Genomic DNA, 23,699 nt, shown 5'->3' on the forward strand with positions numbered 1-23,699 from the left:
ACAGCCCCCATCCATTGCGGATCAATATTTCTAGGCCTCTAGATCATTTTCTAAGTACCGTAATGAACCCATCCAGAATGTCATGACTCACTTTAAAGCCTTTTTGCTGATAAAATTCGAGGGCATGGTCATTGCCGTTGGACACGAAGATGAAATGATCCTCCACTTCCTTGAACTGATCCAGCCATTCCATGGACATTCGAAAGAGCTTCGAGCCAATGCCATACTTACGATATCCTTCATCGATATAAAATTGTGATAGACAGCCGACAAGGTCCGCTTTTACCGAAGAGAGATCAAAGAATGTGGCAAAATCACTGACGTAAACTTCCTTTTGAGACACGTTGGTGTACACATAGCCGACTACTTTTTCCTCATCTTTGACTACAACTATATAATTATGAACGGCCTTTTCAATGGAGGGAAGCAATCGTGTATCAAAGTTCATCACGTCAAACCGTTCAGGGGTGATCGTTGCTTTTGATTTCTGAAAGTCCATGAGTGCATTGCATGGTTCCCGCAGGATTTCGATATCGTTAAAACTAATCGTTTCATATGTAAGCTTCATGATTCTTTCTCCTCTTTTGTAATGGATATATATTCATTTTAGTATAAAAGTGGATGATGACAAGTACGCAGTTTCACCTGACCTAGTAAGAAAAAACTGAGTAAGGGGGATTCAATATGGATAGAGATATAAAAGGCAATACCCGATTGGAAAATTGTCCTCTTACCTATTCGAGGAATATGATAGGCGGTAAGTGGCGGTTGCCCATTCTCTGGGCAATCAGGCAGAACGAAACGCTCCGTTATAATGAACTGAAGCGGACTGTAGAAGGAATAACCAACATGATGCTCTCACAATCGTTAAAGGAATTGGAAAGCAATGGCCTGATTGTGCGCAAACAGTATTTAGAAATGCCTCCAAGAGTGGAATACTCGCTTACTGTGGAAGGGGAGGAGCTTGTGGATCATCTGAGAGCCCTCGCTCGCTGGGGAAAGAGGATGCAGGGTCTTCAAGGACACGGTGGAGTGGAATGAAGTTCTTAAACTATGGTTCGCTAAACAAGGATAAAGTCTACACGGTCCCGCATTTTGTCACAGCAGGCGAGACACTTGCTTCCTTAGGATATGCCGAATATTCCGGCGGAAAAGGGCTGAATCAATCCATCGCGCTGGCAAGGGCCGGAGCGGATGTCCATCATGCCGGCAAGATAGGCCAGGACGGTCATTCCCTTAAAGAGGAATTATCACGAGCAGGAATCAAGGTCAAGGGTATATCAGAAAAAGGAATGATTACCGGCCATGCCATCATCCAGATCAACGAACATGGAGAGAACTGCATCCTGTTATATGGGGGCGCAAATAGGGAGATAACAGAATCTGAAATCGATAAGGTTCTTGCAGAATTTGGGGAAGGGGATGTTCTGGTACTTCAGAATGAAATAAACCATCTTGACTACCTGATAGAGTCTGCCTATCGAAAAAGGTTTGCAGTAGTATTAAATCCCTCCCCGATGGATGAATCGGTAAATAAGATTGATCTATCTAAAATGCATTATTTAATTCTCAATGAAGTGGAAGGGCGCGAAATCACTGGACATGGCGAGCCAAAGGATATACTTGATCAACTTATCAATGATTATCCTACATTGAAGGTGGTACTCACTCTTGGTGCTGCCGGCTCTGTATACCGTGATGCCACTCAAGAATTCCGGCAGGATATTTTTCCGGTCGAGGTGGTGGACACTACAGCTGCAGGCGATACATTCCTGGGATACTTTCTGGCACACGTTTTTAAAAACGGTAAAGTGCCAGATGCTCTCAGGATTGCTTCAAAGGCCGCTTCCATAGCGGTTTCGCGAAAAGGTGCGGCGAAGTCGATACCTACAATTGATGAGGTTTTGAGTTGAAGAAAAGCAGTCCATGTGGCTGTTTTTTATTTTTCCACCTTAGATTAAAAAAGCAATACAAATGCAACATTAGTTGGTAGAATATTCTATACAATCGTAGGATAGGAGCTGACAAGAATGAAAGAAATGTTGTTTTCAAGGCAGCTGACGTTGGAGAATGAAAGAATCAGACTCGTCCCGATGTCACAGGAGCATTCAATCGAGTTGTATAAAATCAATGTCCCTGAAACCTGGTCATACATGCTGTTGGAAGTAAGAGAGCAGGAGCAAATGGATGAGTGGGTGGCTGCCGCGGTAAAGCTCTATCAGGAAAAGCTCGCTGTCCCATTCGTTGTCATCCTGAAGGAGACAGGTCAAATCATCGGAACCACACGGATATATGAGCTGAATGAGGTGCACAAGTCATGCGAAATCGGGTCGACCTGGTATGGGGTGGACTACCGCAGGACCTTTGTGAACTCCGATTGCAAATATCTGCTGTTGAAATATTGCTTTGAAACATTAAAGCTGATGCGTGTACAGCTAAAAACTGACGAGCGTAATGTCAGAAGTCAAAAAGCCATCGAAAGGCTCGGTGCCACGAAGGAAGGGATTCTTCGGAAAGAAAGGATTCTTGCCAATGGCTATATCCGGAATGCCGTCCTCTATTCGATTACAGATGATGATTGGAACGGCTTTGTGAAGCAGAGATTCCAAGAGAGGAATGCTTCTTATGAACAGAGAAATGAAGAAACTGTCTGATGCTTTATTCGCAAGCTGGTCGACCGATTCAAGCACAAAGTGGACGGAGAATAATCCGGCAAAAGGTCAGTGTGGAGTGAGTGCTTTAGTAGTGAACAATTTTTATGGCGGGAGAATCCTAAAAACAAAATTGGAGGAAGGTTGGCACTTCTACAATCACATTGATGGAGAACGCTTTGATTTTACAGAATCACAATTCTGCCATCCAATCGTTTACGACGACATCGTTTCTTCAAGAGCAGAAGCGATGAAGGATACTAACGAGGAGCAATATTCCAATTTGTGGCGGCGAGTGTTGGATGAAATGGAGGTAAGAAATGGATGATTTATGTGATCAGACATGGGGAGACAGATTTGAATAAAGAAGGAAGGATCCAGGGAAGGTGCGGTCTGCCGCTTAACGAAATCGGAGTGGAGCAGGCGTTGGCACTCCGGGACGAGCTTGAGCATGTCCACTTTGACTATATATACAGCTCCCCGCAGGAAAGGGCAATTCAGACAGCTGAATTAGTTACGGGTAAAAGCGCTCAGATCGATAGTAGGCTTGATGTTTATGATGTCGGGGAAGCGGATGGACTAAAAAAGGGCGAAGTGAAAATGGATGGCATCGTTCCTGATCGAAAAATATATCAAGGTATAGAGGACATGCAAGACTACTTGACGAGGATATTTGATTTTATGCACGAATTAGAGGATCAGCATCGTGATCAGGAAGTGAATATACTTCTATCGGGACATAGATGCACCACTGGTTGTATTGGAGCATACCTCAAAAGTGCTCCGATTGATAACAACATCCTTGCATACTCATCCGATAATGGGAAATATAAAGTATATGCTTTTAAAGAAAAGGTTCTCACAGAATAGGAGGTAGCCTCATGGACATAAGAAAGCTGGGTAGATCAGATGCAGAGAGTTATTTTGCATTAAGACTGGAAGCGCTGCAACAGAATCCTGAAGCTTTTGCTTCAAGCTATGAGGAAGAAAGCGTCAGAAGCCCTGAAGTATATGGAAACAGACTGGAGGGGGAATCCTCCTATACATATGGAGCATTTGATGAAGGGAATCTGATCGGCATGGTCAGTCTCGTATTGGAAGAAAAGTTGAAGATGAAGCACAGGGCAAATATTTATGCTGTATATGTCACGGGTGCAAAGCGCGGTACAGGGGTAGCAAAGAGGTTGATGAACGTGGCCATCGAGCAGGCGAAAAGCATCGAGCAAATCAAACAAGTGTATCTGACTGTCTCATCTGGGAATGAACCAGCTAAAAGGCTGTATCAATCACTTGGTTTTGAGTGTTATGGCAAGGACAAAAGAGCATTGAACGTGAATGGAAGCTATCTGGATGAGGATTTGATGGTGCTGTATTTCTAAAAAAACGCAAACCGGATAATTATTTAATGGTGCAACGGTGAAAAAACCGCTCCCAGCAATCAAAACATCAAAAAAGCAGGCGGAAAACTCCGTCCTGCTTTCATTGTAAGCCCACTGTTATAAATGCTTGTTCAGCATATCGACATGCTTTTTATGCTCCGCTAAAATGGACTGCACCATGCTCTGGCTTTCCTGGTCAAGGTCACCTTTTACAAACTCGGCCATCATATCGGATCCGAATTCCTCGCCTTTGATGGCTCCCTTAATAATTGCTTCCTTATCCTTGGGATATCCTTTAACCTGGGCAACGCGCTCCTGGAATGCCCCGACCAATCCAACATCATCGACTGCAGTCCCACCAAGATTCTGGATGCGCTCTGCCACAAAAATGGCGTGCATTTTATGGTTCTGCTGAATGGTTTGGAGGTCCTTTTTCACTGCTTCATCCTGTGTGTTCTGGATATAATGCTCGTACGCATGGATGCCCATGAATTCGCCTTCCAAGAATGCGTTTAATTCCTTGATCTGTTCGTCCATTAAAATCTCTCCTTAAAAGTCATCGCTAATTATAGCGTTCTTTTATAAGAGGGAAATTATTCTTCCTGGTGAAATTTCTCTTGATTTCCGTAGCCGATCTCTTCCAAAAACTCATCAATCGCCTTTTCATACTCTTCGCGGTTTTCAGAGTAGCTCATCGCATGGCTGCCGTTTTTTGCTACATACAGCTTCTTTTTATCCTTCTTTTTCTCAAAAAGCTGCTGCGTCATCATGATCGGTATGAAATCATCGGGTTCACTGTGGATGAAAAGCACCGGATTGTCTATGTTTTCAATTACATTGATAGGGGAAACATCCCGGATTGAATATTTGTCGCGAATGCGCAGGAACGTATTGGCAATCGGCATGACAAGCTGCTTTGGTATCCGGAAGTCAGCCTTCAATCGGTAGGTAAGCTGTTCCTCAAGATCGGAAAATGGACAATCAGCGATATAGAAATCAGCACCGTCCTCAAGGCCACCAGCATACATCAGCAATGTCGCAGCACCCATCGATTCACCATGGACCCCAATCACTGCATCCTCCGGTGCCTGTTCCCGTACCCAGTCGACCACCGCTTTTAAATCATGCTTTTCATAAAAACCAAAGCTCGTCGTCTTCCCACCGGATTTCCCGTGCCGGCGGTGATCATACAGGACAACATTCCAGCCTCTTTCCAGGAAGATATTCATGTATTTGATGGAATTCAGGGTATTCTGTGTCACTCCATGGCTGAAGATCATAAATCTGTTGGAATTTGGTACATCGTATAATTCCCCATAAATGTTATAGCCAAGAGGGGAAGGGATGGTGAGTTCTTTTTTTGGAAGGGTGGAGAGGACCTCTTCCTTATAATGCCCAAGCCTCATTTCGCGTTCGAGGATTTCTTCATTAGTCTTTTTGCGTATATACATTACTTTGTTTGTGAAAAAGATCCCGACAAACAGCACATAGGAAAGAATGATGCCAAGTACTATAAACAACCGTTTAAGTTGATTCACTGAGCAAACCTCCAAAATGGATATATATACCTTAGTTTACCATTTGGAATAGCCGGGAGGGAAATGGGAATAACTCTTATTTTAAGGTGAACTGTTTTTCATAATATGCTTCCAATTATCAGGAAGCTCATGGGTCTCTAAATGTTCATACTCCAGCAGCTTTCCTCCTCGTGGACCAATATCAAAAATAAGCCGTTCAATTCCTACTGAGAGGTGAGGACCTACCACCGGTGTCACTTCAAGAGTGACTGTGAAACCGAAGGAGCGGTATCCACCTTCCCTCTCCGCACTGACTACATCCACCATGTACCCATGTACCATCGGAGAGGTGGTTAAATAATCCGAATAGTAGTTAGCAACAGCTTCATTTATATCTTTTGAAAGTAGTGTCAGAAACATATCATGGTACAGTTCTTCCCTTGATTGCTCGGGAGGTTTTGGCATGGCTGTTGCTTGGGGCTCAATCAAGGGAAAAGGGACTAGGAAGTGTATAGAAAATATTAGAGCTGTTGCATATTTTATTATCAAATCGACATCTCCTTCTTTGCGGGTTATGTTTACCTTTTCCTGTTGGGGAACAATTGATGTAAAAAGTGAGCTGGTACCAATGGTTTCCCGGAGAAGGGAGAGACTTTGCTACCATTTTGAAACCTTTTTCGAAATCGAACGTACATTAATTAGAGAGCAAATTGTCGGACCTTGGCACAAAAGGGGGGAAATCGTATGGAGCAGATGTTAGGCTGGTTAGTGTATTATTCAGATTATTTTGTTTTGGCTATCCTTATAGGCGGAGCCTTCTATTGGCTGTCTTTCCGCAAAAAGGTAGTAGTCGGAATCGCGTTGATCATAGTGGCAATAGGTGTGGGGTATCTTCAGAACGAAATGAAGTACACGGACTTCCATGAAATGACTTCTGGCACAATAAAGGATGATTCTGAAATCAGGAGCATTACAATAAAGGTGAAGGATATGGAGAGTGATTCTGAAAAAGATTCCTGGAAAACAATTGGACAAATGACATTAGAGGATGAAGAGCTGGTTGACAGACTGCTTAACGATTTGAAGGGGCTGGAATTGAAGGAGACGAACTACTCGAAATATGAGCTAAACAGTAAATATATTGTCGAAATGCTTGTTGTGAACGAAAAAGATAATCTTTTGGTAACAGATAAGCTGATGTTTTCTATAGATAAAACCCATTTTAGTGGTTATGAAATTATAAGCGATAATGATCATCTGAAAACGATAGAAGAATTGGTAGGTAGCGACAGGATGGAATGGTATGAGGGCGTAGAAGGATAAAGATCAGAAGCACTGGCTTCTGATCTTTTATTTGTTATACAGAAGCAATAATTTCGACCCTGTTCCCGAATGGATCTCGGAATTCAAAGCGGTCATAATTTGGAATGGCGACAGATTCCAGTATTGCGATTCCATTTTCCTTAAGCTTTGCTCGCCATGGTGCCACGTCCTCTACTTGATAGGCGATATGGGACTTTGTCGTGTGGCGATCAAAGCCATCTTCGGTTCCTACATGCACCTCACGATCTCCCACTTGGAGCCAAAAACCGCCTCGACCTTTCAACGGAGCTGGTTTTTCTATTTCATTTAAACCAAGTATCTTGCAGTAAAAATTTCTGCCTTCTTCTTCCGCACCTTTTGGTATGGTGATTTGCGCGTGATGGATACCGGTTATCATCCTTATCCTCCTGACATTTACTAGATTACCAATATTTTAGCGTAATTATCCATTGCTGGGTATCATTTGAGAAGAGGGACCAGGGACCAGTTACTAGGCTCCTAATTTGATTGTTACTGTTGTTCCTTTGCCGACGGTGCTGTTGAAAGATAGGGTGCCGCCCATTTCCTGGATGAGGTGAAAGGTCACCATCAATCCGCGGCCGATGCCGGTGTTGTCGGTGGATGCGCCGAAGTCTATGAGATTGGACAGTTGGGATTTGGACATGCCTATGCCTGTATCACTGATGATGATGTATATTTTTTCGCCTCGTTTGGCAGCCTCTATTTTGATTGTTCCATTTTTGGGTGTAGCATCTGCTGCATTTTTCACCAGATTCAGTAGCAGTTGTTTCATGCGTATGGCATCCACCTCTACATGGAAGGATTCAGGGATCAACTGCTCGATAGTAATTTTCTTCTGATTGGAATAGGGGGTCAATAAATCTTTGATTTCCAGTGCCAATTGATAAAGCGGCGCTTTTGGATTGATGTCTGAAAACTGGCTGGAATAATTCACATAACCATTAATCGCTTTTTTTGCTTTCTTTATTTCTTTAAGTGCCTTTGGAATGCTTGCTCTTCTATGATAGTCACTGCCATTTTGAGCATTCTCCAACAGTTCACTTGTAGTGTCAAGGGACCGCTTCAATTCAAACGACAAAAGTTCAGAAAGCTCGGTAATTAGATTAAGCTTTTCTGCTTGAAAGCTATTCTCTTTCATCCTTGTATAGTTTCTGATTTCTTCAGAAAAATAGATATATATAAAGCTGGAAGCCATATAGCACGCACCCATAATAAGGAAGATGGGTAGGCTTTTTTGGATGATGTAATCAATATTGCCGGAAATCATAAAATGAGCGGTAATTGCTGATACAGCAACAATCCATGTGAAAAAGGCAAGCATAACTGCAAAAAGCAGCTTGGACCTATGGGACCTCTGAAAATATTTTGTTCTTAGCAGGATGAAAATCACAAACAACACAACTGCGACAAGCAATACATTCACAGAGCCGAGCAGGCCACCTAGACTGAACCGATAGACTATAATCAGAGTGGCAGTAATACTCCCTGCAAGAGTACCTCCATATAGGACTGCTATCATCAGTGCGATCCACCTTAGATCCCAAAGGAATCCTTCTCCTGATAGGATAGGGTAGTGCATGCATAGAACAGCGGCAACCCCACAGATTACTCCTAGGAATAATCTGCTCTTTGTGGCTGTGTAATTGGTGACAATGTACTGGTAAAAAAATATAGGAGTGAAAATCAGAAAAAAATTGAGAAGAACATCCCTGATATTCATATTTAATTCCATCATATACTAATCTCCCTGTTTTCCGCTTTTAAAAGGATAAGTGTCTGGTCATCCTGGATGGGGAACGGCTGCCTTTCATTAATAAGATCAAACAATTCCTGTGTTATTTCTTGGGCACTCTTCGATATATCCAATTTTAGAAAACTTTCCTTTATTATTTTGTTGCTATCGTCAAGGTTTTCTTTTCTTTCAATCATTCCATCTGTATATAAAATGATGAAATCCCCCGGATCAAGTAAAGTGCTTTTAGTCTGATACTCCATTTCTGGCATTATCCCCAAGATTGGACCCGTTGTAGAAAGTTCGATGAATCTCCTTTCACGATGCTGATAATGAAGGGCAGGTTCGTGTCCTGCAGATGAATAATGAAACAGGCGGGTCCCGATATGATACGTACCGGCTAACATGGTTATGAATGACGTATCATCCATATACTGATTGGAGAACCTGTTTATCTCCGTCAAGGCATGATCTGGGGTGTTGCCTTGCTCCATTGCATATTTCATCATGGTCATCTGAATGGCTGCAGGAATACCTTTTCCACAAACATCCGCAATGGCGATGGAGATTTCATCTTCCTTGGGATATAGAGTATAAAAGTCACCATTTAATTCATTAAAAGGAATACTCAGGTAGCCGATATCCACACCATCCGGGAAGTCCGGTAAAGCTGTCAAAAGGGATTGCTGGACCGAGGCGGCAAGTGCCACTTCGTGTTTCATATGTTGATGCTGTACTTCGAGACTTTCCAACTTTTTCTTATCGGTCAAATCAAGAAACGTCACAATCGTCCCTTTAGCCTGCCCGTTTTCATAAATGGGTCTTGTAAAATATTCAACAGGAAAACTTTCGCCTCTCTTATTCCAAAAAAGTTCATTGGGTGCATATGTATGCTCTTCACTTATGGCTGCATGACAGATCGGACACTCCTCCATTGGATAGTCTGATCCATCAAATTTCGTATGATGGATGATGGGATGGCATACACGTCCTAAAAGTTCGTCCTCCCTATATCCGAGCATCCTGGAAGCCGGCTCATTGATAAAAGTTACTTTTCCTTCTTTATCAATGCCATAAATTCCTTCCACCACGCTGTTGAGGAGACGTTTATAGGTGGCAGACATCTCCTCGAGCTCCTGAAACGGCCTTTCCCCGTACCGAATAAAAACAAGCCTGAATAAATAGATGTAGCCGACCACTTTGAAGATATTGGAGACGAAGTTACTCCAGTCCGTTATGAAAAACTGGCTCAATGAAGTCAAAGTTGAGAAAATCAGGAACATGGAAGCTGGTGCAATATATTCCGTGTCTTGGTGAAGACCTCTTTTGGTACGAAAGATAGCTTGTATGAAAATCGCAATGTGAATAAGTGTGATGATGGAAATGAACCAATAGCTCCATGATGTGAGTTCCCTGTTTTGGGATAAGGGAGGCAGGATTGGTGACAGGGTGAAAAGGATGATGGAAACCCCTGCTGTGAAAAGGATGGTAAGTGTGATGAGAATTTGTCTGAAGTCCGGGGTGTTAGGTTGCTTGTCCATTTTAGACACGAGAACAACGAATAGTACCGTTTCAGTGAGCCTTGCCGATAGCCAGAACCAAGAGCTTACAATAGGAAATTCAACCTGGTGTCCAGTAATATCCATGAAAGACAATATATGTATGAAGTCAAAAATACCAACCGCCAGGAATGCACTAGAAAAGATGAATATCCTTGCAGAAGAGGGACCCTTGAAAAAGAGCCATCCTTGCAGCGCAATACTTATAGCGATAAATATGGCCGAAAACTCTAAAATGGTATGGAATATAAGATAGCTGCTATCACTAAAATCTGAAAATCCTAATCTATTATCAAAAAAAATGGATAAATAAAGAGGAAAGCCAAATAAGGCAGCCAGTACTATTGAAACATATTTCCGATTAATGGCTATGACCTCCCTCACTTACTGCATATTATTTCTATTATATTATACACTAATCACTCGAACAGAAAATAGATAAAGCATGACAGGTGCCCTTATACACGCCAAAAGCACGAAAACCCGCAACAAAAGGCGTTGCGGGCTCTTTTTCGTACGTAAGGGTGGTCCATGGGGACAGGTTCATTGTCCCTGGAATTATTGCTCGGAGTTCTGTCGCTTTGTAGGATGAGTTGCACGCTCGACTTCTTCAGCAGATACAACCTGCTTAGCACTCTCTGCGTTTGGCTGCCCTTTTTGACTAGGGCCCTGTTTGTTGTGCTTGGACATTGGAATACTCTCCCTTCCTTGATATCACTTGTTAATGTGGATAGGGGAAGGGTTTTTTATTCATTCGTTTGGAGTGGGACACGTGATCTGTCTCCAAATGTCCTTAAACCTGAGTCAGCGGCCCTGTCCCCTGAAGCTTAAAATATTGGCTTTCATACTGCTTATCCAAGTGGGGCAAAAGATTTTCAAGTGCTTTTACTACCCTTTTGAGGTTGATTCCTGTTTGGATTCCCATCTGCTCGAGCATGTAGACGACGTCTTCTGTCGCAACATTGCCTGATGCTCCTGGTGCAAACGGACAGCCTCCTAGCCCTCCAGCTGATGTGTCGAAGCGGTCGACACCTGCTTGCAGGGCGGCGAATATATTCGCAAGCGCCATTCCTCTTGTGTTATGAAAATGAGCAGTGAGCATGATGCTTGGTAGCGCTTTCTTCAGTGCTGAAAATAATTCGTAGGATTCCTTTGGATTGGCCATCCCAATTGTATCTGCCACGCTGAGTTCATCAACTCCGAAACTCTCAAACCTTTTACACAATGCCACAACATCGCTCACCTCCACTTTTCCTTCATATGGGCAATAGAAGGAGGTGGAGATGCAGGCGCGTACAAAGAATCCTCTTTCTTTCAGATCCCCGATGATCGGGTGGAGCTCAAGCAGGCTTTCCTCAGTGGTTTTATTGATATTCTTCTTATTGAATGTATCGCTTACCCCGACAAATACCGCTGCATTCTTGCAGGATGTGCCAAGCAGGCGGTCAATGCCCTTTTGATTTGGTACCAGTACAAAGTTCCGTGTCTCTTCATCCAAACATTCTTCAATCACAGATGGTGCATCCGCCATTTGCGGAACCCATTTCGGCGAAACGAAAGAAGTGAGCTCCATTTCCTTGATGCCGGCCTTTTTCAGTTGCTGGATAAAATCGATTTTAGCATTCGTTGGAACAAAGGTTTTCAGATTCTGCAAGCCATCTCGAGGTCCTACTTCGATGATGGTCGCCTTGTTAGGAATATTCATTTTGAGTGCCTCCTGATAAATGGAATGTCGTTAGTTCAATTTTAGTTAGAAGGGTGCCATAAAAGCAAGAATAATAGAAATTTTTTAAAAAAAGCAGGAATTTCGACAGGAATCAAGAATTTATTGAAACGAGAGGAGATGGAATCATGTCAAATAAAGAAGTAGTCATTGTAAGCGCTGTCAGGACGGCGATCGGAAGTTTTGGTGGTGCATTGAAGGATGTTTCCGCTCCACAGTTGGGAGCAGTAGTAATCAAAGAGGCGCTCGCAAAAGCCGGGCTTGCACCAGATAGTGTGGATGAAGTGATCATGGGGAATGTGCTGCAGGCGGGGCTTGGGCAAAACCCGGCAAGGCAGGCAGCGATCGGGGCAGGCCTTCCGAACGAAGTGTCTTCCATGACAATCAATAAAGTGTGTGGATCAGGTCTGAAGGCTGTGCATCTGGCGGCTCAAGCTATCATTGCCGGAGATGCGGATATTGTGGTAGCTGGCGGGATGGAAAATATGTCACAGGCGCCATACCTCCTGCAAGGAGCACGCGACGGATATCGCATGGGCGACCAAAAGGTGACAGACAGCATGGTCCATGACGGGCTATGGTGCTCGTTCAATGATTATCATATGGGAGTGACGGCGGAAAACCTCTGCACGAAATATGATTTGACAAGGGAAGAGCAGGACCAATTCGCTGCAAACAGCCAGCAGAAAGCTGTCCAGGCAATCGAGGACGGGAAATTTAAGGACGAGATCGTTCCTGTAGAAGTGAAAAAGAAAAAAGAAATTCTGACGATAGATACTGACGAATATCCTAGAAAGGGAACAACTGCCGAAAAGCTTGGCGGATTGCGTCCTGCCTTCAAAAAAGACGGATCAGTGACTGCAGGTAACGCTTCCGGTATCAATGACGGTGCAGCAGCAGTGGTGGTCATGAGCAAGGAAAAGGCCGACGAGTTGGGCATCAAGCCTTTAGTGAAAATCGTTGCCAATGCCAGCAGTGGAGTGGACCCGAGCATCATGGGCATCGGGCCGGTAACTGCCGTGAAGAAGGCCTTGGAAAAAGGCGGACAGACACTGGAAGAGATGGATCTCGTAGAAGCAAATGAAGCATTCGCCGCACAAGCACTCGCAGTCGGAAAAGAGCTTGAGTTCGACTCCGAAAAGTTGAATGTCAACGGCGGTGCGATTGCCCTTGGTCATCCGATTGGGGCAAGTGGAACCCGTATCCTGGTTACACTCATACACGAAATGAAGCGCCGTGACGCGAAAAAAGGACTAGCTACCCTTTGCATCGGTGGCGGTCAGGGCGTAGCAACGATTGTAGAAAACATCTAACCCTATAGAGAGAGGTGCAACATCGATGAAACCTATTTACACATCATTTACGGAAGCGGTAAAAGATATCCATGATGGTGCAACAATCATGGTCGGCGGATTTGGCCTTTGCGGAATCCCGGAAAACCTGATCCTGGCATTAGTTGAAACAGGTGTGAAAGACCTGACTGTCATCTCCAACAACTGCGGAGTGGACGACTGGGGACTCGGCCTTTTAATGAAAAACAAGCAAATCAAGAAAATGATCGGTTCCTACGTTGGGGAAAACAAGGAGTTCGAACGTCAAGTACTGTCTGGTGAACTAGAAGTGGAGCTGACGCCACAAGGGACGCTTGCCGAAAAAATCCGTGCAGGCGGAGCGGGTATCCCGGCATTTTACACGCCGGCAGGAGTCGGTACCCCGATTGCTGAGGGCAAGGAAGTGCGAGAATTCAATGGAAAAGAATATCTTTTGGAGGAAGCATTCACAGCGGATTTCAGTTTGGTACGAGCAGATAAAGCCGATAAAATGGGGAATCTCATCTACAACAAAACAGCCCGAAACTTCAACCCGATGATTGCAGCGGCCGGTAAAGTGACGATTGCAGAAGTGGAAGAACTTGTGGAAATCGGGGAGCTGGATCCAAACCATATCCAGACTCCAAGCATCTATGTCCAGCGCCTGATCGTCGGCCGGCAGGAAAAGAAAATCGAACGCGTAACTACAAGAGACTAGCGAGGAGGGGAACCTAACATGGCAAAAGAAACAGTGAACACACGTGAGAAAATCGCAAAACGTGCAGAAAAAGAAATCGAGAGCGGCTACTACGTAAACCTCGGAATCGGAATGCCAACCCTTGTGGCGAACTACATATCCGAAAACAAGCAGGTAGTATTGCAATCTGAAAACGGCCTCCTTGGCATTGGGCCATATCCAACAAAGGATAAGGTAGATGCGGACCTCATCAACGCTGGAAAAGAAACAGTCACTGCCATTCCTGGTGCTGCCTATTTTGACAGTGCGGAATCCTTTGCAATGATACGCGGCGGTCACGTGAATATCGCGATCCTTGGAGGAATGGAAGTAAGTGAAAACGGCGACCTTGCCAACTGGATGATCCCAGGGAAGATGATCAAGGGTATGGGCGGTGCGATGGATCTTGTTCATGGTGCAGAGCGTATCATCGTTATCATGGATCATGTAAATAAAGCAGGGGAAGCGAAGATCTTAAAAGCTTGCACCCTGCCTTTGACAGGAAAAGGCGTAGTGGACCGGATCATTACCGACCGTGCCGTGCTAGATGTGACGGAGCAAGGATTGAAGCTTGTAGAAGTCGCAGAAGGGTATACGGTGGAGGATATTCAGAATAGTACGGAACCGACTTTGATAGTTGATGAGCATGTTAGATTGAATGCATTTTAATTTAATTTACTGGAAGCGGATGACTTTACTGTTGTTCGCTTTTTTGAATTTTGAAACTCGATGAAACGGTCTTCATCCGGTTAATGAAGACCGTTTATCTGCCAGATGGCTGAGGTTATGGTCTTCATGGGGTAGATGAAGACCGTTTCTCTAGAGGATGACCGTAGTTTTGGTCTTCATCGGGGTAATGAAGACCGTTTCTTTACAGGAAGACCGTAGTTTTGGTTTTCATCGGGTAGATGAAGACCGTTTCTCTACAGGATGACCGTAGTTTTGGTCTTCATCGGGGTAATGAAGACCGTTTCTTTACAGGAAGACCGTAGTTTTGGTTTTCATCGGGTAGATGAAGACCGTTTCTCTACTGAAGGACCATAGAATTGGCCTTCATCCGGTTAATGAAGACTGTTTCTCTACAAAAGGACCGTAGAATTGGTCTTCATCCAGGCAATGAAGACCAATTCTATATAGTAGGGCCGTAGTTTTGGTCCTCATCTGGCTTGTGGAAACATTCTATCTACTTGGCTAAGGTCGGTTTCTTAGTCCGGATGAGAAGAGGTTAGTGTAGAGGTAGCGGAACAAAGTCCGATTGATTAACAATGCCTTTGAAATAAAAAAGGTGAGTGCAGAGAGGAATGAGATGATGAAGAATGAACATAAAAAGCCAAACATTATTTTTATCATGAGTGATGATCATGCAGCACATGCCATGAGCTGCTATGGGAGCAGAATCAATGAAACACCCAATCTTGATCGAATTGCCAAGGAAGGAATGCGATTGGATAACTGCTTTTGTACAAACTCCATCTGTGCCCCCAGCCGTGCCAGTATCCTAACCGGCTTATACAATCATAAAAATGGAGTAAAAACATTGGGAGATAAATTTGATAGCCGTCAGCCAACTGTTCAAAGAATCTTGGGGGAAAATGGCTATCAGACAGCCCTTTTTGGCAAATGGCATCTTGGACACGGCGGGCATCACGCTCCTGCTGATTTTGACAAATGGACGATCTTTCGCAGTCAGGGCCTCTATCATGATCCAGTCATGTATGAAATGGGAGAGGAAATCACCATTCCGGGCTATGCAACCGACATTGTAACGGACCTATCGATTGATTGGATGAAGTCGCGTGACAAAGACAGACCATTTATGCTTATGTGTCACCATAAAGCGCCTCACCGCCCATGGGATCCGGATGAAAAGCATGCTCACATGTATGAGGATGTTGATATTCCGGAGCCTGAATCCTTCCATGACGATTACGAAGGGAAGGCTGATGTGGTGAAGGAAGCCAAGATGCGGATCGATAGGGACCTTGTTTATCGAGACGTGAAAGCCAATCCCCCTGAAGGACTATCGGCACTTGAATTAAAGAGCTGGTATTATCAGCGTTACATCAAGGACTATCTGCGATGTGTCGCATCTATAGATGATAATGTCGGCCGCCTGCTGGATTATCTGGATGAGGAGGGGATCGCCGAAGATACGATCGTCGTGTATACCTCTGATCAAGGTTTTTTCCTTGGGGACCATGGCTGGTATGACAAACGCTTCATGTATGAGGAATCCCTTAGAATGCCATTTGTAATCCGCTATCCTAAGGGAATCAAGGCTGGCTCCGTTTCAAAGGATTTTGCCTTGAATGTGGATTTTGCCGAAACCTTCCTGGATTACGCTGGTATCGAAATCCCTGATTTTATGCAAGGGAGAAGCTTGAAGCCTATACTTGAGGATCATACTCCGGAAGATTGGCAGACTTCCATGTATTACCGCTATTGGGAGCACCTAAGTCTGGAGCATCGAGTTGGCGCGCACTATGGCATAAGGACGCACCATTATAAGCTTATTCATTATTATGGGGAAGCATTGGGTTCTTCCTCGGCAGAAGATGAGCCAAGAACACCTGAATGGGAATTATACGATTTGAAGAAAGATCCATATGAAATGAACAATGTATACAATGACCTGAATTATGTAGAGGCGGTAAGGAATTTAAAAGAAGAACTAAGATGCTTAAAACAATCTGTGCATGATCATGAATAACGATTGTTTAATAACAATTCCCCACTATATTAAAATTCCGCTACATAATTGGTATACTGGTTTTAACAATTATGGGGAGTGTCTTTCATGAAAAATACATCTTGTTGCGCTGCTAGCAGAGGGACTTCAACTAAAGTAATATTACCTGAAGAACAAAAAAAGCCACTGCGACATTACGAGGATATGGTGACTTTGCCTGGTGGTGAATTTCTAATGGGTACTGAAGATAAAGAAGGTTTTCCTTCCGATGGAGAGGGTCCAATTCGAAAGGTCCGTTTAGCACCATTTGCGATAGATAGCTATTCTGTCACAAACAGGCAATTTAAGGAGTTTATAGATGAGACAGGTTATAAAACAGAAGCAGAAAAATTCGGCTGGTCGTTTGTCTTTCATCTTTTGCCTTCGAAGGCTGTTAAACAAAGAGTAAAAAATGTCGTACATGGAGTACCGTGGTGGCTTGTTGTGGAATGGGCTAACTGGAAGAAGCCAGAAGGCCCTGATTCCACTATTAAGAAGCGCCTCGATCATCCCGTGGTCCACGTATCCTGGAATGATGCTGTGGCTTATTGTAATTGGGCAGGAAAAAGACTGCCTACAGAAGCGGAATGGGAGTATGCCGCGAGAGGCGGATTGGAAAGCAAATCATACCCTTGGGGAAATGATCTATTAGTGGATAACATCCATCAGTGTAACATTTGGCAAGGGGAGTTCCCCGCTGAAAATACACAGGAAGATGGCTTTTTATCAACTGCTCCTGTGGATGCATTCAAACCAAATGGCTTTGGCCTCTATAATGTAGCAGGAAATGTGTGGGAGTGGTGTTCTGATTGGTTCTCACCCATACACCCGAAAGGGGAGGTACTTGAATCGCCAAAAGGACCACACAATGGAAATGCCAAAGTGATGAAAGGCGGTTCCTACCTTTGTCATAAGTCCTACTGTAATAGGTATCGGGTTGCTGCCAGAACAGGCAATACGCCGGACAGTTCAACTGGGAATATCGGCTTTCGGTGTGTGGTGGATATTGATCTGTAAATCAGAATTCAGGTATTTACTGTTTGTACTATTTCTTTGGAGGGATGTTAGATGGGCCTGAAATTCAGAAAAAGCTTCAAAATTGCACCAGGTGTCAGGGTGAATGTAGGGAAACGTGGAATCGGGGCAAGTGTCGGTGTGAAGGGGCTGAGGTATTCGGTGAACTCCAGTGGTCAGCGGAGAACAACCGCTTCCATTCCCGGAACCGGGATATCATATAGCAGCACTTCTGGTAGTCGTAGAAACTATAAATCTTCCTCCTATCAGCGCCAGAGAGAATTAGAGAAACAGAGGAAAGCCCAGGATAAGCTACAGGAACTAGAAAGAAACCGTATAGAAGTGGAGTTGTTTGAAAACAGGCTGGAAATGATCAAGTCGATACATAAGGAGTCCGATGATCCGGTTGATTGGAAGGTGATTCTAGGCTCCGAGCCGCCATTCAGGATAGGGGAAGAAGAAGGTCCGCTAGAGAAGGCAGCCGCCTTGAATCTTGAAAAGTATCGTCCTGGATTTTTTGCCAAACTCTTTAAACAGGATGAGAAAAAAAGAAAGGAATTGGAAGAGGAAATTTTAAAGGCAAGGGATGAAGACAGGAATCAATATGAGAATTGGACTGCTATAGTAAAGATGGCTGATAGAATCACTTCTGGTGATATTGACGCCTATTTCGAAGTAATCGATGAATTTGCCCCTCTTGATGACTTAACTGAATTTGGCAGTGGCTTCGAATTTTTTGCAGAAAGTCCAGATTGCATGGAAGTGGAGTTTGACGTCCACACAAACGATATCATTCCTAAGGAAGTAAAATCCTTAACTAAAACCGGGAAAATTTCTGTAAAAAAAATGCCGATTTCCAAGTTTTACGACATTCAGCAGGATTATGTCTGCAGCTGTACCCTTCGTATTGCAAGAGACATGTTTGCACTTCTGCCTATCGGGACAGTCATCATCCATGCAGTCGACGATCAGCTTGATTCAAGCACCGGCCATTCTGAGAAGCTCACCATCCTTTCTGTCAAAATCAAACGTTCTGAATTAGAAGGTATAAACTTTGATCTGATTGATTGCTCTGACAGCATGGCTAACTTTGATCATCACATGAAATTTAGAAAAACGAAGGGATTTGCCCCGGTTGAAAGGATCGCGGCAGAATAGTAAAAGTTTCAGGGCCTGAACCGTTCATGGCCCTGTTTTTAATTCCTTTTTGTCGTATTCATTTCAACTCCCGAATACATTATCCATGATACCGCTTTATTCCAAAGGGAGAGAGGTGGCATAATGTTTTCGGTTATGGAAATGCGCACATTTGAATTGTTTTCGGTTGAGCATATCGTGACGTTTTTGGTCTTTTTGGCCGTGTGTTACGTGCTGGTTCATTTCAGAAAGAGCCTAAAGCCTTATCAAAAGGGAATCAAATGGACATTATTTGCTATTTTATTAATCAGTGAGATTTCCCATCAAATTTGGGTAGTAGCAACCAATCAGTGGGGGGTGGATGACCTTCCCATCCAGCTTTGCTCTTTCAGCACTTTCATCGCAATGTATCTGTTCCTTAAGTCCAATACCAAACTGTTTCATCTGCTTTTCTTCATTGGTTTCATTCCTCCCATTCTCAGCATGGTCACACCAGAAATGGTCTACAGCTTCCCACACTACCGCTATATCAAATACTTCATCCATCACGCAGCTATCGCTTGGGCAGTACTTTACTTCATATATTATGAGGGTTACCGCGTACCGCGCAAGGCCATTCTTACCAGCTTCCTGACTGCCAATCTGATTGCAGCACCGATCTTTTTCATTAATATCTTTCTCGACACCAACTTCTTCTATCTTGCAAACCCGACAGAATCTAAAACCATCCTATCCTTTTTCGGATCCGGAGTCTGGTACTATATCAATCTAGAACTGGCTGCTTTATTTGTATTTTTCATCACCTATATTCCGATGTGGCTATTGCTGAAAAAAGAAAAACGAAAAAGCGAAGTAGCCTAGGGGAGAAGAGACCTGTCACCATCGCACTTTTTGTGAGATAATATGAAGAAGATAAACCAAATAAATTGGTCTATCTTCTTCATTAAAATAGCCTGTGTTTCACTTACCAGGGATCAGGAAAGGGGTGGTCCTCATCAAAAGAATTATCAGCAGTTTATATATTGCAGCGGGTTTTATCAGTTTGGGGCTGGGTATCATCGGAATCGTTCTGCCTGTTGTACCAACGACTCCTCTATTATTGTTGGCGTCTTTTTTCTTCGTGAAAGGCTCAAAAAAGTTTGAGGTCTGGTTTCAGGGGACTTCGATCTACAAGAAGCATCTTGAAGGCTTTATTAAAGAGAGAAGCATGACGTTAAAGCAGAAGGTCACCATCCTATTGTTCGCCGATTTTACCATCGCTTTTCCGTTTTTTATTCTGGACAGCATCCCGATCAAAATCATGTTCATTGTGATTGTCATTTATAAGTATTATTATTTTATCTTCAAAATAAAGACAGTGAAGCCGAATAGTGAGTTAAGTAAAGTCTAGCTACATACATAATAAAAGGTTCAGCCAAAGGGCTGAACCTATTTATCATTACCATAATGGCGGTTTGACGACCATGAACCATAGCATCGCCAAAAGTAGAATAAGGTAGATCCAAACGGTCCGATTCAGTTTGGCGGCTAGCTCAGCCTTATCGTGACCTTCCTCTTCGAACTTGCGAAGTGTCGGCGAGAAAGCCCGTGCCAAAAAGAACAGGGAGCAGAACAGAATGATCAATGTCATGATGATCCATGGTGTCCCCCAGGTCCATGGCCCAAGAACAACAAGCAGAATGCCTGACCCGACCAAAACATGGCCGGTGTGTTTGGATAGACGGACTACAAACCGAAATGTCTCCAGATAGCCATTCAATGCATGCTCTTTAGCCGAGCTCAGCTTTTTTGCAATCGGTAGAAGGACAAAGAACGGTCCGATAGAAGCTATCGCGCTTAGTACATGTATGTAAATAATGATCCGGTACATAAAATCCAACATGTGCATCCTTTAGTCGTTTACAGGACTGAATTCGTGCACCCAAACTCTCATTTGTGGCAACCATGGCATGCCAGGATGATAGGATAGGATAGACTCTTTATATTGCTCAACAGTCTCATATCCCTCATGACGGGCATGTTCATCCGTCAATTCCCCGAGTGACTGGGAATACACACTCTCTACGACGAATTGTTTACCTTCCAATTCCATGATTTCCCCGACATCAGCATATCTGCCATTTCGGCGTGTCGCTGTTTTCATACCATCCAACACCTTTTTCACATCATCCGGCATCGTAACGAGACGGTCAATGGTACAGGTTTTTGGTGGCAGTGTATTGTTTTCATTATTGTTAGACACAGAAAAAACTCCCTTCAACTTATGTATCTCTCATACTTTATCATACTTTTTTCAGGTGAAACTATAAACACATGTAAAAAGTAGTGAACATTACAAATCATGCCTAGGATGGAGCTACCATAGTATGGTCTAATCTTGGCTGTACTATGAGAAACTTTCTGATTTCGCCTCTTATCCAAGCTACCAATTTCATACGTTTTACTGGATAATAAAAGAAATACATACATATGGGGGAATGTTGAATGTCTATGCTTGAGGGGTTTATCGAAGTGACTGGTGGGAAGGTGTGGTATCAGAAACATGAAGGTAAGAAGGATGGGGTACCTGTGATTGTGTTGCACGGGGGACCTGGATCTTCCCATTATTCCTTGCAGGGCTTGCGAATCCTGGCAGAGGATCGACCAGTCATTTTTTACGATCAATTAGGATGTGGCAAGTCTGATCGTCCAACTGACACTACACTATGGAATCTTGAACGGTTTGTGAAGGAATTGGGTCAAATTAAAGAGGCTCTTTCTCTAGAAGATTTCCACATTCTTGGTCACTCATGGGGCACAACGCTCGCTGCAGCCTATTATCTATCAAATCCGGGTGGCGTAAAAAGCATCATTTTTTCAAGTCCTTGCTTAAGTGCTCCATTGTGGGCAGAGGATCAGGAGAAAAATCGGGAGCTTTTGCCCCTTGATGTTCAACTGACGCTAAGAACATGTGAAGAAAACGGAACAACCGACTCCAAGGAGTATAAGGATGCAACCAGTATATTCAATAAGCATTTTGTTTGCCGGCTTGACCCGTATCCTGAATTTCTTAAAAAAGGGGGTCATTATAAGAATCCGGAAGTGTACAATATCATGTGGGGCCCATCCGAGTTCCATGTGACTGGAAACCTAAAAGATTTTGACTGCACATCGGAACTGAAGGACATTCATGTCCCAACCCTTTACAGTTGCGGTCGTTATGATGAAGCGACCCCTTCATCAACAGAGTACTTTAGTTCTTTGACACCAAATGGGCAATTCCATGTGTTTCAGCAAAGTGCACATATGCCTTATCTGGAAGAGCCTGAGGAATATATAAGCGTCATCGGAAACTTTATGAAAGAAGTCGATGATAAAAAGTGATTGCTAGGTTCGTAAATAAAATTTAAATAGCAGTATAAAAACCACCCTATAGCTACCCAAAATAGAGTGGTTTTTATTTTTTCTTTAGAGACGCGAAATAAGGGGCCTGACCCCTACGATTTTTGAAAGAATAAACAATCGAACAAGCAAATGGGAGGGAAGGATTGCATAGGATAGTAGCACTATAAATATCTCAATGAAGCGGTTTTGTTCTTACAAATACATAACTGGTCATCAATTATATGCCTTCTCACAGGGTAAATCGACAACAAGGGGAACGATAATGAGAAAAACATGGCTGTTGGGTTTTGGGTTCTTTAGCATCAGCATTGGTTGGTCACTGTATAACGGATTTGTTCCGTTCTTTTTGGACAATTATATCGCAAGTACGGCGTTGATCGGATTCCTGATGACGATAGATAATTATATCGCCCTTTTTTTGCAGCCATACATTGGGCAGAAGAGTGACCGGACCCATACTCGTTTTGGTAGGCGGATGCCATATCTGCTTATCGGGATACCGATGGCCGCTTTGTTTTTTGCGCTCATACCCTTTCATACCAGCCTGCTGACCTTGATTGTTTTTATGGTCTGCATGAATTTATCGATGGCCATTTTCCGTTCTCCGACCATTGCTTTGATGCCGGATATCACACCGGAACCCATGCGCACGAAAGCAAATGGCATCATCAATTTCATGGGTGGATGCGGGGCGATATTGGCCTTCAGTGCAGGCTCCTTCTTGTTTCATCTTGATGAATCTTTTCCTTTTTTATTGGTTTCAGCACTCTTCCTATTTGCTTTGTGGGTTGTATATAAAAATATAAAAGAAGATAGGGATGCCATATCCTTTACCGTCACGACGGCGCATAAGTTTAATTATAAAAAGGAACTCAGCAATCAAACGCTATTCTTGTTGGCTGCCATCTTTTTCTGGTTCATTTCGATACAGGGCATGGAGGCATTGTTCACCTTATATGGGGTAAATGAACTTGGGTTATCCAAAAGTGCATCTGCCTTTTCATTAGCTTTCTTTTCATTGACCTTTGTCGCCTCTGCGATACCGTGTGGGTTGCTGGGGGCAAAATACGGCAAGAAAAAGATGATTGTGATTGGTATCATCGGGTTGACCATCGTATTTCTCCTGCTGAACTGGGTGGATTCCGTCTTCTTTTTACGAACTCTGCTGCTGATCGGGGGGATGTTCTGGGCATGTATCAATATCAATGCTTACCCATTCATTATTTCTACTGGAAGTAAAGGAAGCTATGGTGCGCGCACAGGCTTATACTATCTTGTATCATCATTAGCCGCCATCATCTCTCCACCGGTCCTGGGCCTGCTGATCGACATATTCGGATTTGGCATCCTCTTTTTCGCTGCGGCCGTGAGTATGCTCGCCGCGTTAGCTTGTATGCTTAAAGTGAAAGATAGGGAGGGTGGTTTGGTTAAGGAAATTGAGGATTTGGGGAAATGATGAAATCAAAGCATCAAGATCATTCGTAC

The 23,699-nt window shown here is 43.6% G+C and carries 28 protein-coding genes; 17 read left to right on the plus strand and 11 right to left on the minus strand.

Annotation, left to right across the window (positions count from 1 at the left end):
• Positions 1–43 precede the first annotated feature (43 nt).
• Positions 44–568 carry a GNAT family N-acetyltransferase gene (locus JOC95_RS14665; protein WP_204417843.1) on the minus strand — a complete coding sequence of 175 codons (525 nt, stop codon included), beginning with the start codon at positions 566–568 and terminating at the stop codon, positions 44–46.
• Between the two features lie 116 nt (positions 569–684).
• On the opposite strand from JOC95_RS14665, the gene JOC95_RS14670 reads away from it, so the two are divergent.
• From JOC95_RS14670 to JOC95_RS14695, 6 genes are all read left to right on the plus strand, one after another.
• Positions 685–1,041 (plus strand): winged helix-turn-helix transcriptional regulator, encoded by a 357-nt coding sequence (locus JOC95_RS14670; protein WP_204417845.1) that lies wholly within the window; start codon positions 685–687, stop codon positions 1,039–1,041.
• Entirely contained in the window at positions 1,038–1,913 is an 876-nt protein-coding gene (locus JOC95_RS14675) for a ribokinase (protein ID WP_204417848.1), read from the plus strand. The genes JOC95_RS14670 and JOC95_RS14675 overlap by 4 nt, the downstream gene beginning before the upstream one ends.
• A gap of 117 nt (positions 1,914–2,030) precedes the next feature.
• Positions 2,031–2,654 carry a GNAT family N-acetyltransferase gene (locus JOC95_RS14680; protein ID WP_204417850.1) on the plus strand — a complete coding sequence of 208 codons (624 nt, stop codon included), beginning with the start codon at positions 2,031–2,033 and terminating at the stop codon, positions 2,652–2,654.
• Positions 2,626–2,979, plus strand: coding sequence for a YunG family protein (locus JOC95_RS14685; RefSeq protein WP_204417852.1), 354 nt, complete (start codon positions 2,626–2,628; stop codon positions 2,977–2,979). The genes JOC95_RS14680 and JOC95_RS14685 overlap by 29 nt, the downstream gene beginning before the upstream one ends.
• Entirely contained in the window at positions 2,976–3,521 is a 546-nt protein-coding gene (locus JOC95_RS14690) for a histidine phosphatase family protein (RefSeq protein ID WP_204417854.1), read from the plus strand. The genes JOC95_RS14685 and JOC95_RS14690 overlap by 4 nt, the downstream gene beginning before the upstream one ends.
• Before the next feature lie 11 nt (positions 3,522–3,532).
• Positions 3,533–4,030 carry a GNAT family N-acetyltransferase gene (locus JOC95_RS14695; RefSeq protein WP_204417856.1) on the plus strand — a complete coding sequence of 166 codons (498 nt, stop codon included), beginning with the start codon at positions 3,533–3,535 and terminating at the stop codon, positions 4,028–4,030.
• 117 nt (positions 4,031–4,147) lie between these two features.
• Here the strand turns inward: JOC95_RS14695 and JOC95_RS14700 are convergent, their stop codons facing one another.
• From JOC95_RS14700 to JOC95_RS14710, 3 genes are all read right to left on the minus strand, one after another.
• Positions 4,148–4,567, minus strand: coding sequence for a ferritin-like domain-containing protein (locus tag JOC95_RS14700; protein WP_204417858.1), 420 nt, complete (start codon positions 4,565–4,567; stop codon positions 4,148–4,150).
• Positions 4,568–4,623: 56 nt separating this feature from the next.
• Complete coding sequence (locus JOC95_RS14705; RefSeq protein WP_419096248.1) at positions 4,624–5,568, minus strand: alpha/beta hydrolase; 945 nt, start codon at positions 5,566–5,568, stop codon at positions 4,624–4,626.
• An 81-nt stretch (positions 5,569–5,649) separates the two neighbouring features.
• Positions 5,650–6,096, minus strand: coding sequence for a DUF3888 domain-containing protein (locus JOC95_RS14710; protein WP_204417860.1), 447 nt, complete (start codon positions 6,094–6,096; stop codon positions 5,650–5,652).
• A 195-nt stretch (positions 6,097–6,291) separates the two neighbouring features.
• Here JOC95_RS14710 and JOC95_RS14715 point away from each other — a divergent pair, with 195 nt between their 5' ends.
• Positions 6,292–6,870: a hypothetical protein gene (locus tag JOC95_RS14715; RefSeq protein WP_204417862.1), complete on the plus strand. Its 579-nt coding sequence runs from the start codon at positions 6,292–6,294 to the stop codon at positions 6,868–6,870.
• A 34-nt stretch (positions 6,871–6,904) separates the two neighbouring features.
• On the opposite strand, the gene JOC95_RS14720 is transcribed toward JOC95_RS14715, so the two are convergent.
• The 5 genes from JOC95_RS14720 to JOC95_RS14735 all read right to left on the minus strand — a co-directional run bounded on the left by JOC95_RS14720 (position 6,905) and on the right by JOC95_RS14735 (position 11,887).
• The gene (locus tag JOC95_RS14720; RefSeq protein ID WP_204417871.1) at positions 6,905–7,267 is read right to left on the minus strand and encodes a VOC family protein; all 363 of its coding nucleotides are present in this window, start codon (positions 7,265–7,267) and stop codon (positions 6,905–6,907) included.
• A gap of 93 nt (positions 7,268–7,360) precedes the next feature.
• The gene (locus JOC95_RS14725) at positions 7,361–8,626 is read right to left on the minus strand and encodes an ATP-binding protein (protein WP_204417880.1); all 1,266 of its coding nucleotides are present in this window, start codon (positions 8,624–8,626) and stop codon (positions 7,361–7,363) included.
• Positions 8,623–10,566, minus strand: coding sequence for a SpoIIE family protein phosphatase (locus JOC95_RS14730; RefSeq protein WP_204417887.1), 1,944 nt, complete (start codon positions 10,564–10,566; stop codon positions 8,623–8,625). The genes JOC95_RS14725 and JOC95_RS14730 overlap by 4 nt, the downstream gene beginning before the upstream one ends.
• 174 nt (positions 10,567–10,740) lie before the next feature.
• Positions 10,741–10,872: a hypothetical protein gene (locus JOC95_RS21565; RefSeq protein WP_263629668.1), complete on the minus strand. Its 132-nt coding sequence runs from the start codon at positions 10,870–10,872 to the stop codon at positions 10,741–10,743.
• A gap of 103 nt (positions 10,873–10,975) precedes the next feature.
• On the minus strand, positions 10,976–11,887 hold the full coding sequence (locus JOC95_RS14735) for a hydroxymethylglutaryl-CoA lyase (RefSeq protein WP_204417889.1): 912 nt from the start codon (positions 11,885–11,887) through the stop codon (positions 10,976–10,978).
• 146 nt (positions 11,888–12,033) lie between these two features.
• Between JOC95_RS14735 and JOC95_RS14740 the strand changes: the two genes are divergently transcribed.
• The 8 genes from JOC95_RS14740 (at position 12,034) to JOC95_RS14775 (ending at position 20,220) form a co-directional block, all read left to right on the plus strand.
• On the plus strand, positions 12,034–13,218 hold the full coding sequence (locus JOC95_RS14740; protein WP_204417891.1) for an acetyl-CoA C-acetyltransferase: 1,185 nt from the start codon (positions 12,034–12,036) through the stop codon (positions 13,216–13,218).
• A gap of 25 nt (positions 13,219–13,243) precedes the next feature.
• Positions 13,244–13,933: a CoA transferase subunit A gene (locus JOC95_RS14745; protein WP_204417893.1), complete on the plus strand. Its 690-nt coding sequence runs from the start codon at positions 13,244–13,246 to the stop codon at positions 13,931–13,933.
• Between the two features lie 18 nt (positions 13,934–13,951).
• Entirely contained in the window at positions 13,952–14,620 is a 669-nt protein-coding gene (locus JOC95_RS14750; protein WP_204417895.1) for a CoA transferase subunit B, read from the plus strand.
• Positions 14,621–15,257: 637 nt separating this feature from the next.
• Complete coding sequence (locus JOC95_RS14755) at positions 15,258–16,661, plus strand: sulfatase family protein (RefSeq protein ID WP_239582930.1); 1,404 nt, start codon at positions 15,258–15,260, stop codon at positions 16,659–16,661.
• Between the two features lie 87 nt (positions 16,662–16,748).
• Complete coding sequence (locus tag JOC95_RS14760; RefSeq protein ID WP_204417897.1) at positions 16,749–17,696, plus strand: formylglycine-generating enzyme family protein; 948 nt, start codon at positions 16,749–16,751, stop codon at positions 17,694–17,696.
• A 51-nt stretch (positions 17,697–17,747) separates the two neighbouring features.
• Entirely contained in the window at positions 17,748–18,851 is a 1,104-nt protein-coding gene (locus JOC95_RS14765; RefSeq protein WP_204417899.1) for a DUF4236 domain-containing protein, read from the plus strand.
• Between the two features lie 123 nt (positions 18,852–18,974).
• Complete coding sequence (locus JOC95_RS14770; RefSeq protein ID WP_204417901.1) at positions 18,975–19,691, plus strand: YwaF family protein; 717 nt, start codon at positions 18,975–18,977, stop codon at positions 19,689–19,691.
• Between the two features lie 124 nt (positions 19,692–19,815).
• Positions 19,816–20,220 carry a YbaN family protein gene (locus tag JOC95_RS14775; protein ID WP_338083103.1) on the plus strand — a complete coding sequence of 135 codons (405 nt, stop codon included), beginning with the start codon at positions 19,816–19,818 and terminating at the stop codon, positions 20,218–20,220.
• A 48-nt stretch (positions 20,221–20,268) separates the two neighbouring features.
• Here JOC95_RS14775 and JOC95_RS14780 read toward each other — a convergent pair whose 3' ends face one another.
• Together JOC95_RS14780 and JOC95_RS14785 are read right to left on the minus strand one after the other, a co-directional pair.
• Positions 20,269–20,712 (minus strand): DUF2269 domain-containing protein, encoded by a 444-nt coding sequence (locus JOC95_RS14780; RefSeq protein WP_239582931.1) that lies wholly within the window; start codon positions 20,710–20,712, stop codon positions 20,269–20,271.
• Positions 20,713–20,721: 9 nt separating this feature from the next.
• On the minus strand, positions 20,722–21,072 hold the full coding sequence (locus tag JOC95_RS14785) for an ASCH domain-containing protein (RefSeq protein ID WP_204417903.1): 351 nt from the start codon (positions 21,070–21,072) through the stop codon (positions 20,722–20,724).
• Positions 21,073–21,314: 242 nt separating this feature from the next.
• Between JOC95_RS14785 and JOC95_RS14790 the strand changes: the two genes are divergently transcribed.
• Both JOC95_RS14790 and JOC95_RS14795 read left to right on the plus strand, forming a co-directional pair.
• Positions 21,315–22,193: a proline iminopeptidase-family hydrolase gene (locus JOC95_RS14790; RefSeq protein ID WP_204417905.1), complete on the plus strand. Its 879-nt coding sequence runs from the start codon at positions 21,315–21,317 to the stop codon at positions 22,191–22,193.
• A 283-nt stretch (positions 22,194–22,476) separates the two neighbouring features.
• On the plus strand, positions 22,477–23,670 hold the full coding sequence (locus tag JOC95_RS14795) for an SLC45 family MFS transporter (protein WP_204417907.1): 1,194 nt from the start codon (positions 22,477–22,479) through the stop codon (positions 23,668–23,670).
• The last annotated feature ends 29 nt before the right edge of the window (positions 23,671–23,699 follow it).

The sequence above is a fragment of the Sutcliffiella tianshenii genome, assembly GCF_016908565.1.
Taxonomy (GTDB): Bacteria; Bacillota; Bacilli; order Bacillales; family Bacillaceae_I; genus Sutcliffiella_A; species Sutcliffiella_A tianshenii.

What these genes read in the sequence shown, in the direction of transcription:
- JOC95_RS14665 (WP_204417843.1), bottom strand. Translation starts at nt 568, where the DNA reads ATGAAGCTTACATATGAAACGATTAGTTTTAACGATATCGAAATCCTG.
- JOC95_RS14670 (WP_204417845.1), top strand. Translation starts at nt 685, where the DNA reads ATGGATAGAGATATAAAAGGCAATACCCGATTGGAAAATTGTCCTCTT.
- JOC95_RS14675 (WP_204417848.1), top strand. Translation starts at nt 1,038, where the DNA reads ATGAAGTTCTTAAACTATGGTTCGCTAAACAAGGATAAAGTCTACACG.
- JOC95_RS14680 (WP_204417850.1), top strand. Translation starts at nt 2,031, where the DNA reads ATGAAAGAAATGTTGTTTTCAAGGCAGCTGACGTTGGAGAATGAAAGA.
- JOC95_RS14685 (WP_204417852.1), top strand. Translation starts at nt 2,626, where the DNA reads ATGAACAGAGAAATGAAGAAACTGTCTGATGCTTTATTCGCAAGCTGG.
- JOC95_RS14690 (WP_204417854.1), top strand. Translation starts at nt 2,976, where the DNA reads ATGATTTATGTGATCAGACATGGGGAGACAGATTTGAATAAAGAAGGA.
- JOC95_RS14695 (WP_204417856.1), top strand. Translation starts at nt 3,533, where the DNA reads ATGGACATAAGAAAGCTGGGTAGATCAGATGCAGAGAGTTATTTTGCA.
- JOC95_RS14700 (WP_204417858.1), bottom strand. Translation starts at nt 4,567, where the DNA reads ATGGACGAACAGATCAAGGAATTAAACGCATTCTTGGAAGGCGAATTC.
- JOC95_RS14715 (WP_204417862.1), top strand. Translation starts at nt 6,292, where the DNA reads ATGGAGCAGATGTTAGGCTGGTTAGTGTATTATTCAGATTATTTTGTT.
- JOC95_RS14720 (WP_204417871.1), bottom strand. Translation starts at nt 7,267, where the DNA reads ATGATAACCGGTATCCATCACGCGCAAATCACCATACCAAAAGGTGCG.
- JOC95_RS14725 (WP_204417880.1), bottom strand. Translation starts at nt 8,626, where the DNA reads ATGATGGAATTAAATATGAATATCAGGGATGTTCTTCTCAATTTTTTT.
- JOC95_RS21565 (WP_263629668.1), bottom strand. Translation starts at nt 10,872, where the DNA reads ATGTCCAAGCACAACAAACAGGGCCCTAGTCAAAAAGGGCAGCCAAAC.
- JOC95_RS14735 (WP_204417889.1), bottom strand. Translation starts at nt 11,887, where the DNA reads ATGAATATTCCTAACAAGGCGACCATCATCGAAGTAGGACCTCGAGAT.
- JOC95_RS14740 (WP_204417891.1), top strand. Translation starts at nt 12,034, where the DNA reads ATGTCAAATAAAGAAGTAGTCATTGTAAGCGCTGTCAGGACGGCGATC.
- JOC95_RS14745 (WP_204417893.1), top strand. Translation starts at nt 13,244, where the DNA reads ATGAAACCTATTTACACATCATTTACGGAAGCGGTAAAAGATATCCAT.
- JOC95_RS14750 (WP_204417895.1), top strand. Translation starts at nt 13,952, where the DNA reads ATGGCAAAAGAAACAGTGAACACACGTGAGAAAATCGCAAAACGTGCA.
- JOC95_RS14755 (WP_239582930.1), top strand. Translation starts at nt 15,258, where the DNA reads ATGATGAAGAATGAACATAAAAAGCCAAACATTATTTTTATCATGAGT.
- JOC95_RS14760 (WP_204417897.1), top strand. Translation starts at nt 16,749, where the DNA reads ATGAAAAATACATCTTGTTGCGCTGCTAGCAGAGGGACTTCAACTAAA.
- JOC95_RS14765 (WP_204417899.1), top strand. Translation starts at nt 17,748, where the DNA reads ATGGGCCTGAAATTCAGAAAAAGCTTCAAAATTGCACCAGGTGTCAGG.
- JOC95_RS14770 (WP_204417901.1), top strand. Translation starts at nt 18,975, where the DNA reads ATGTTTTCGGTTATGGAAATGCGCACATTTGAATTGTTTTCGGTTGAG.
- JOC95_RS14780 (WP_239582931.1), bottom strand. Translation starts at nt 20,712, where the DNA reads ATGTTGGATTTTATGTACCGGATCATTATTTACATACATGTACTAAGC.
- JOC95_RS14790 (WP_204417905.1), top strand. Translation starts at nt 21,315, where the DNA reads ATGTCTATGCTTGAGGGGTTTATCGAAGTGACTGGTGGGAAGGTGTGG.
- JOC95_RS14795 (WP_204417907.1), top strand. Translation starts at nt 22,477, where the DNA reads ATGAGAAAAACATGGCTGTTGGGTTTTGGGTTCTTTAGCATCAGCATT.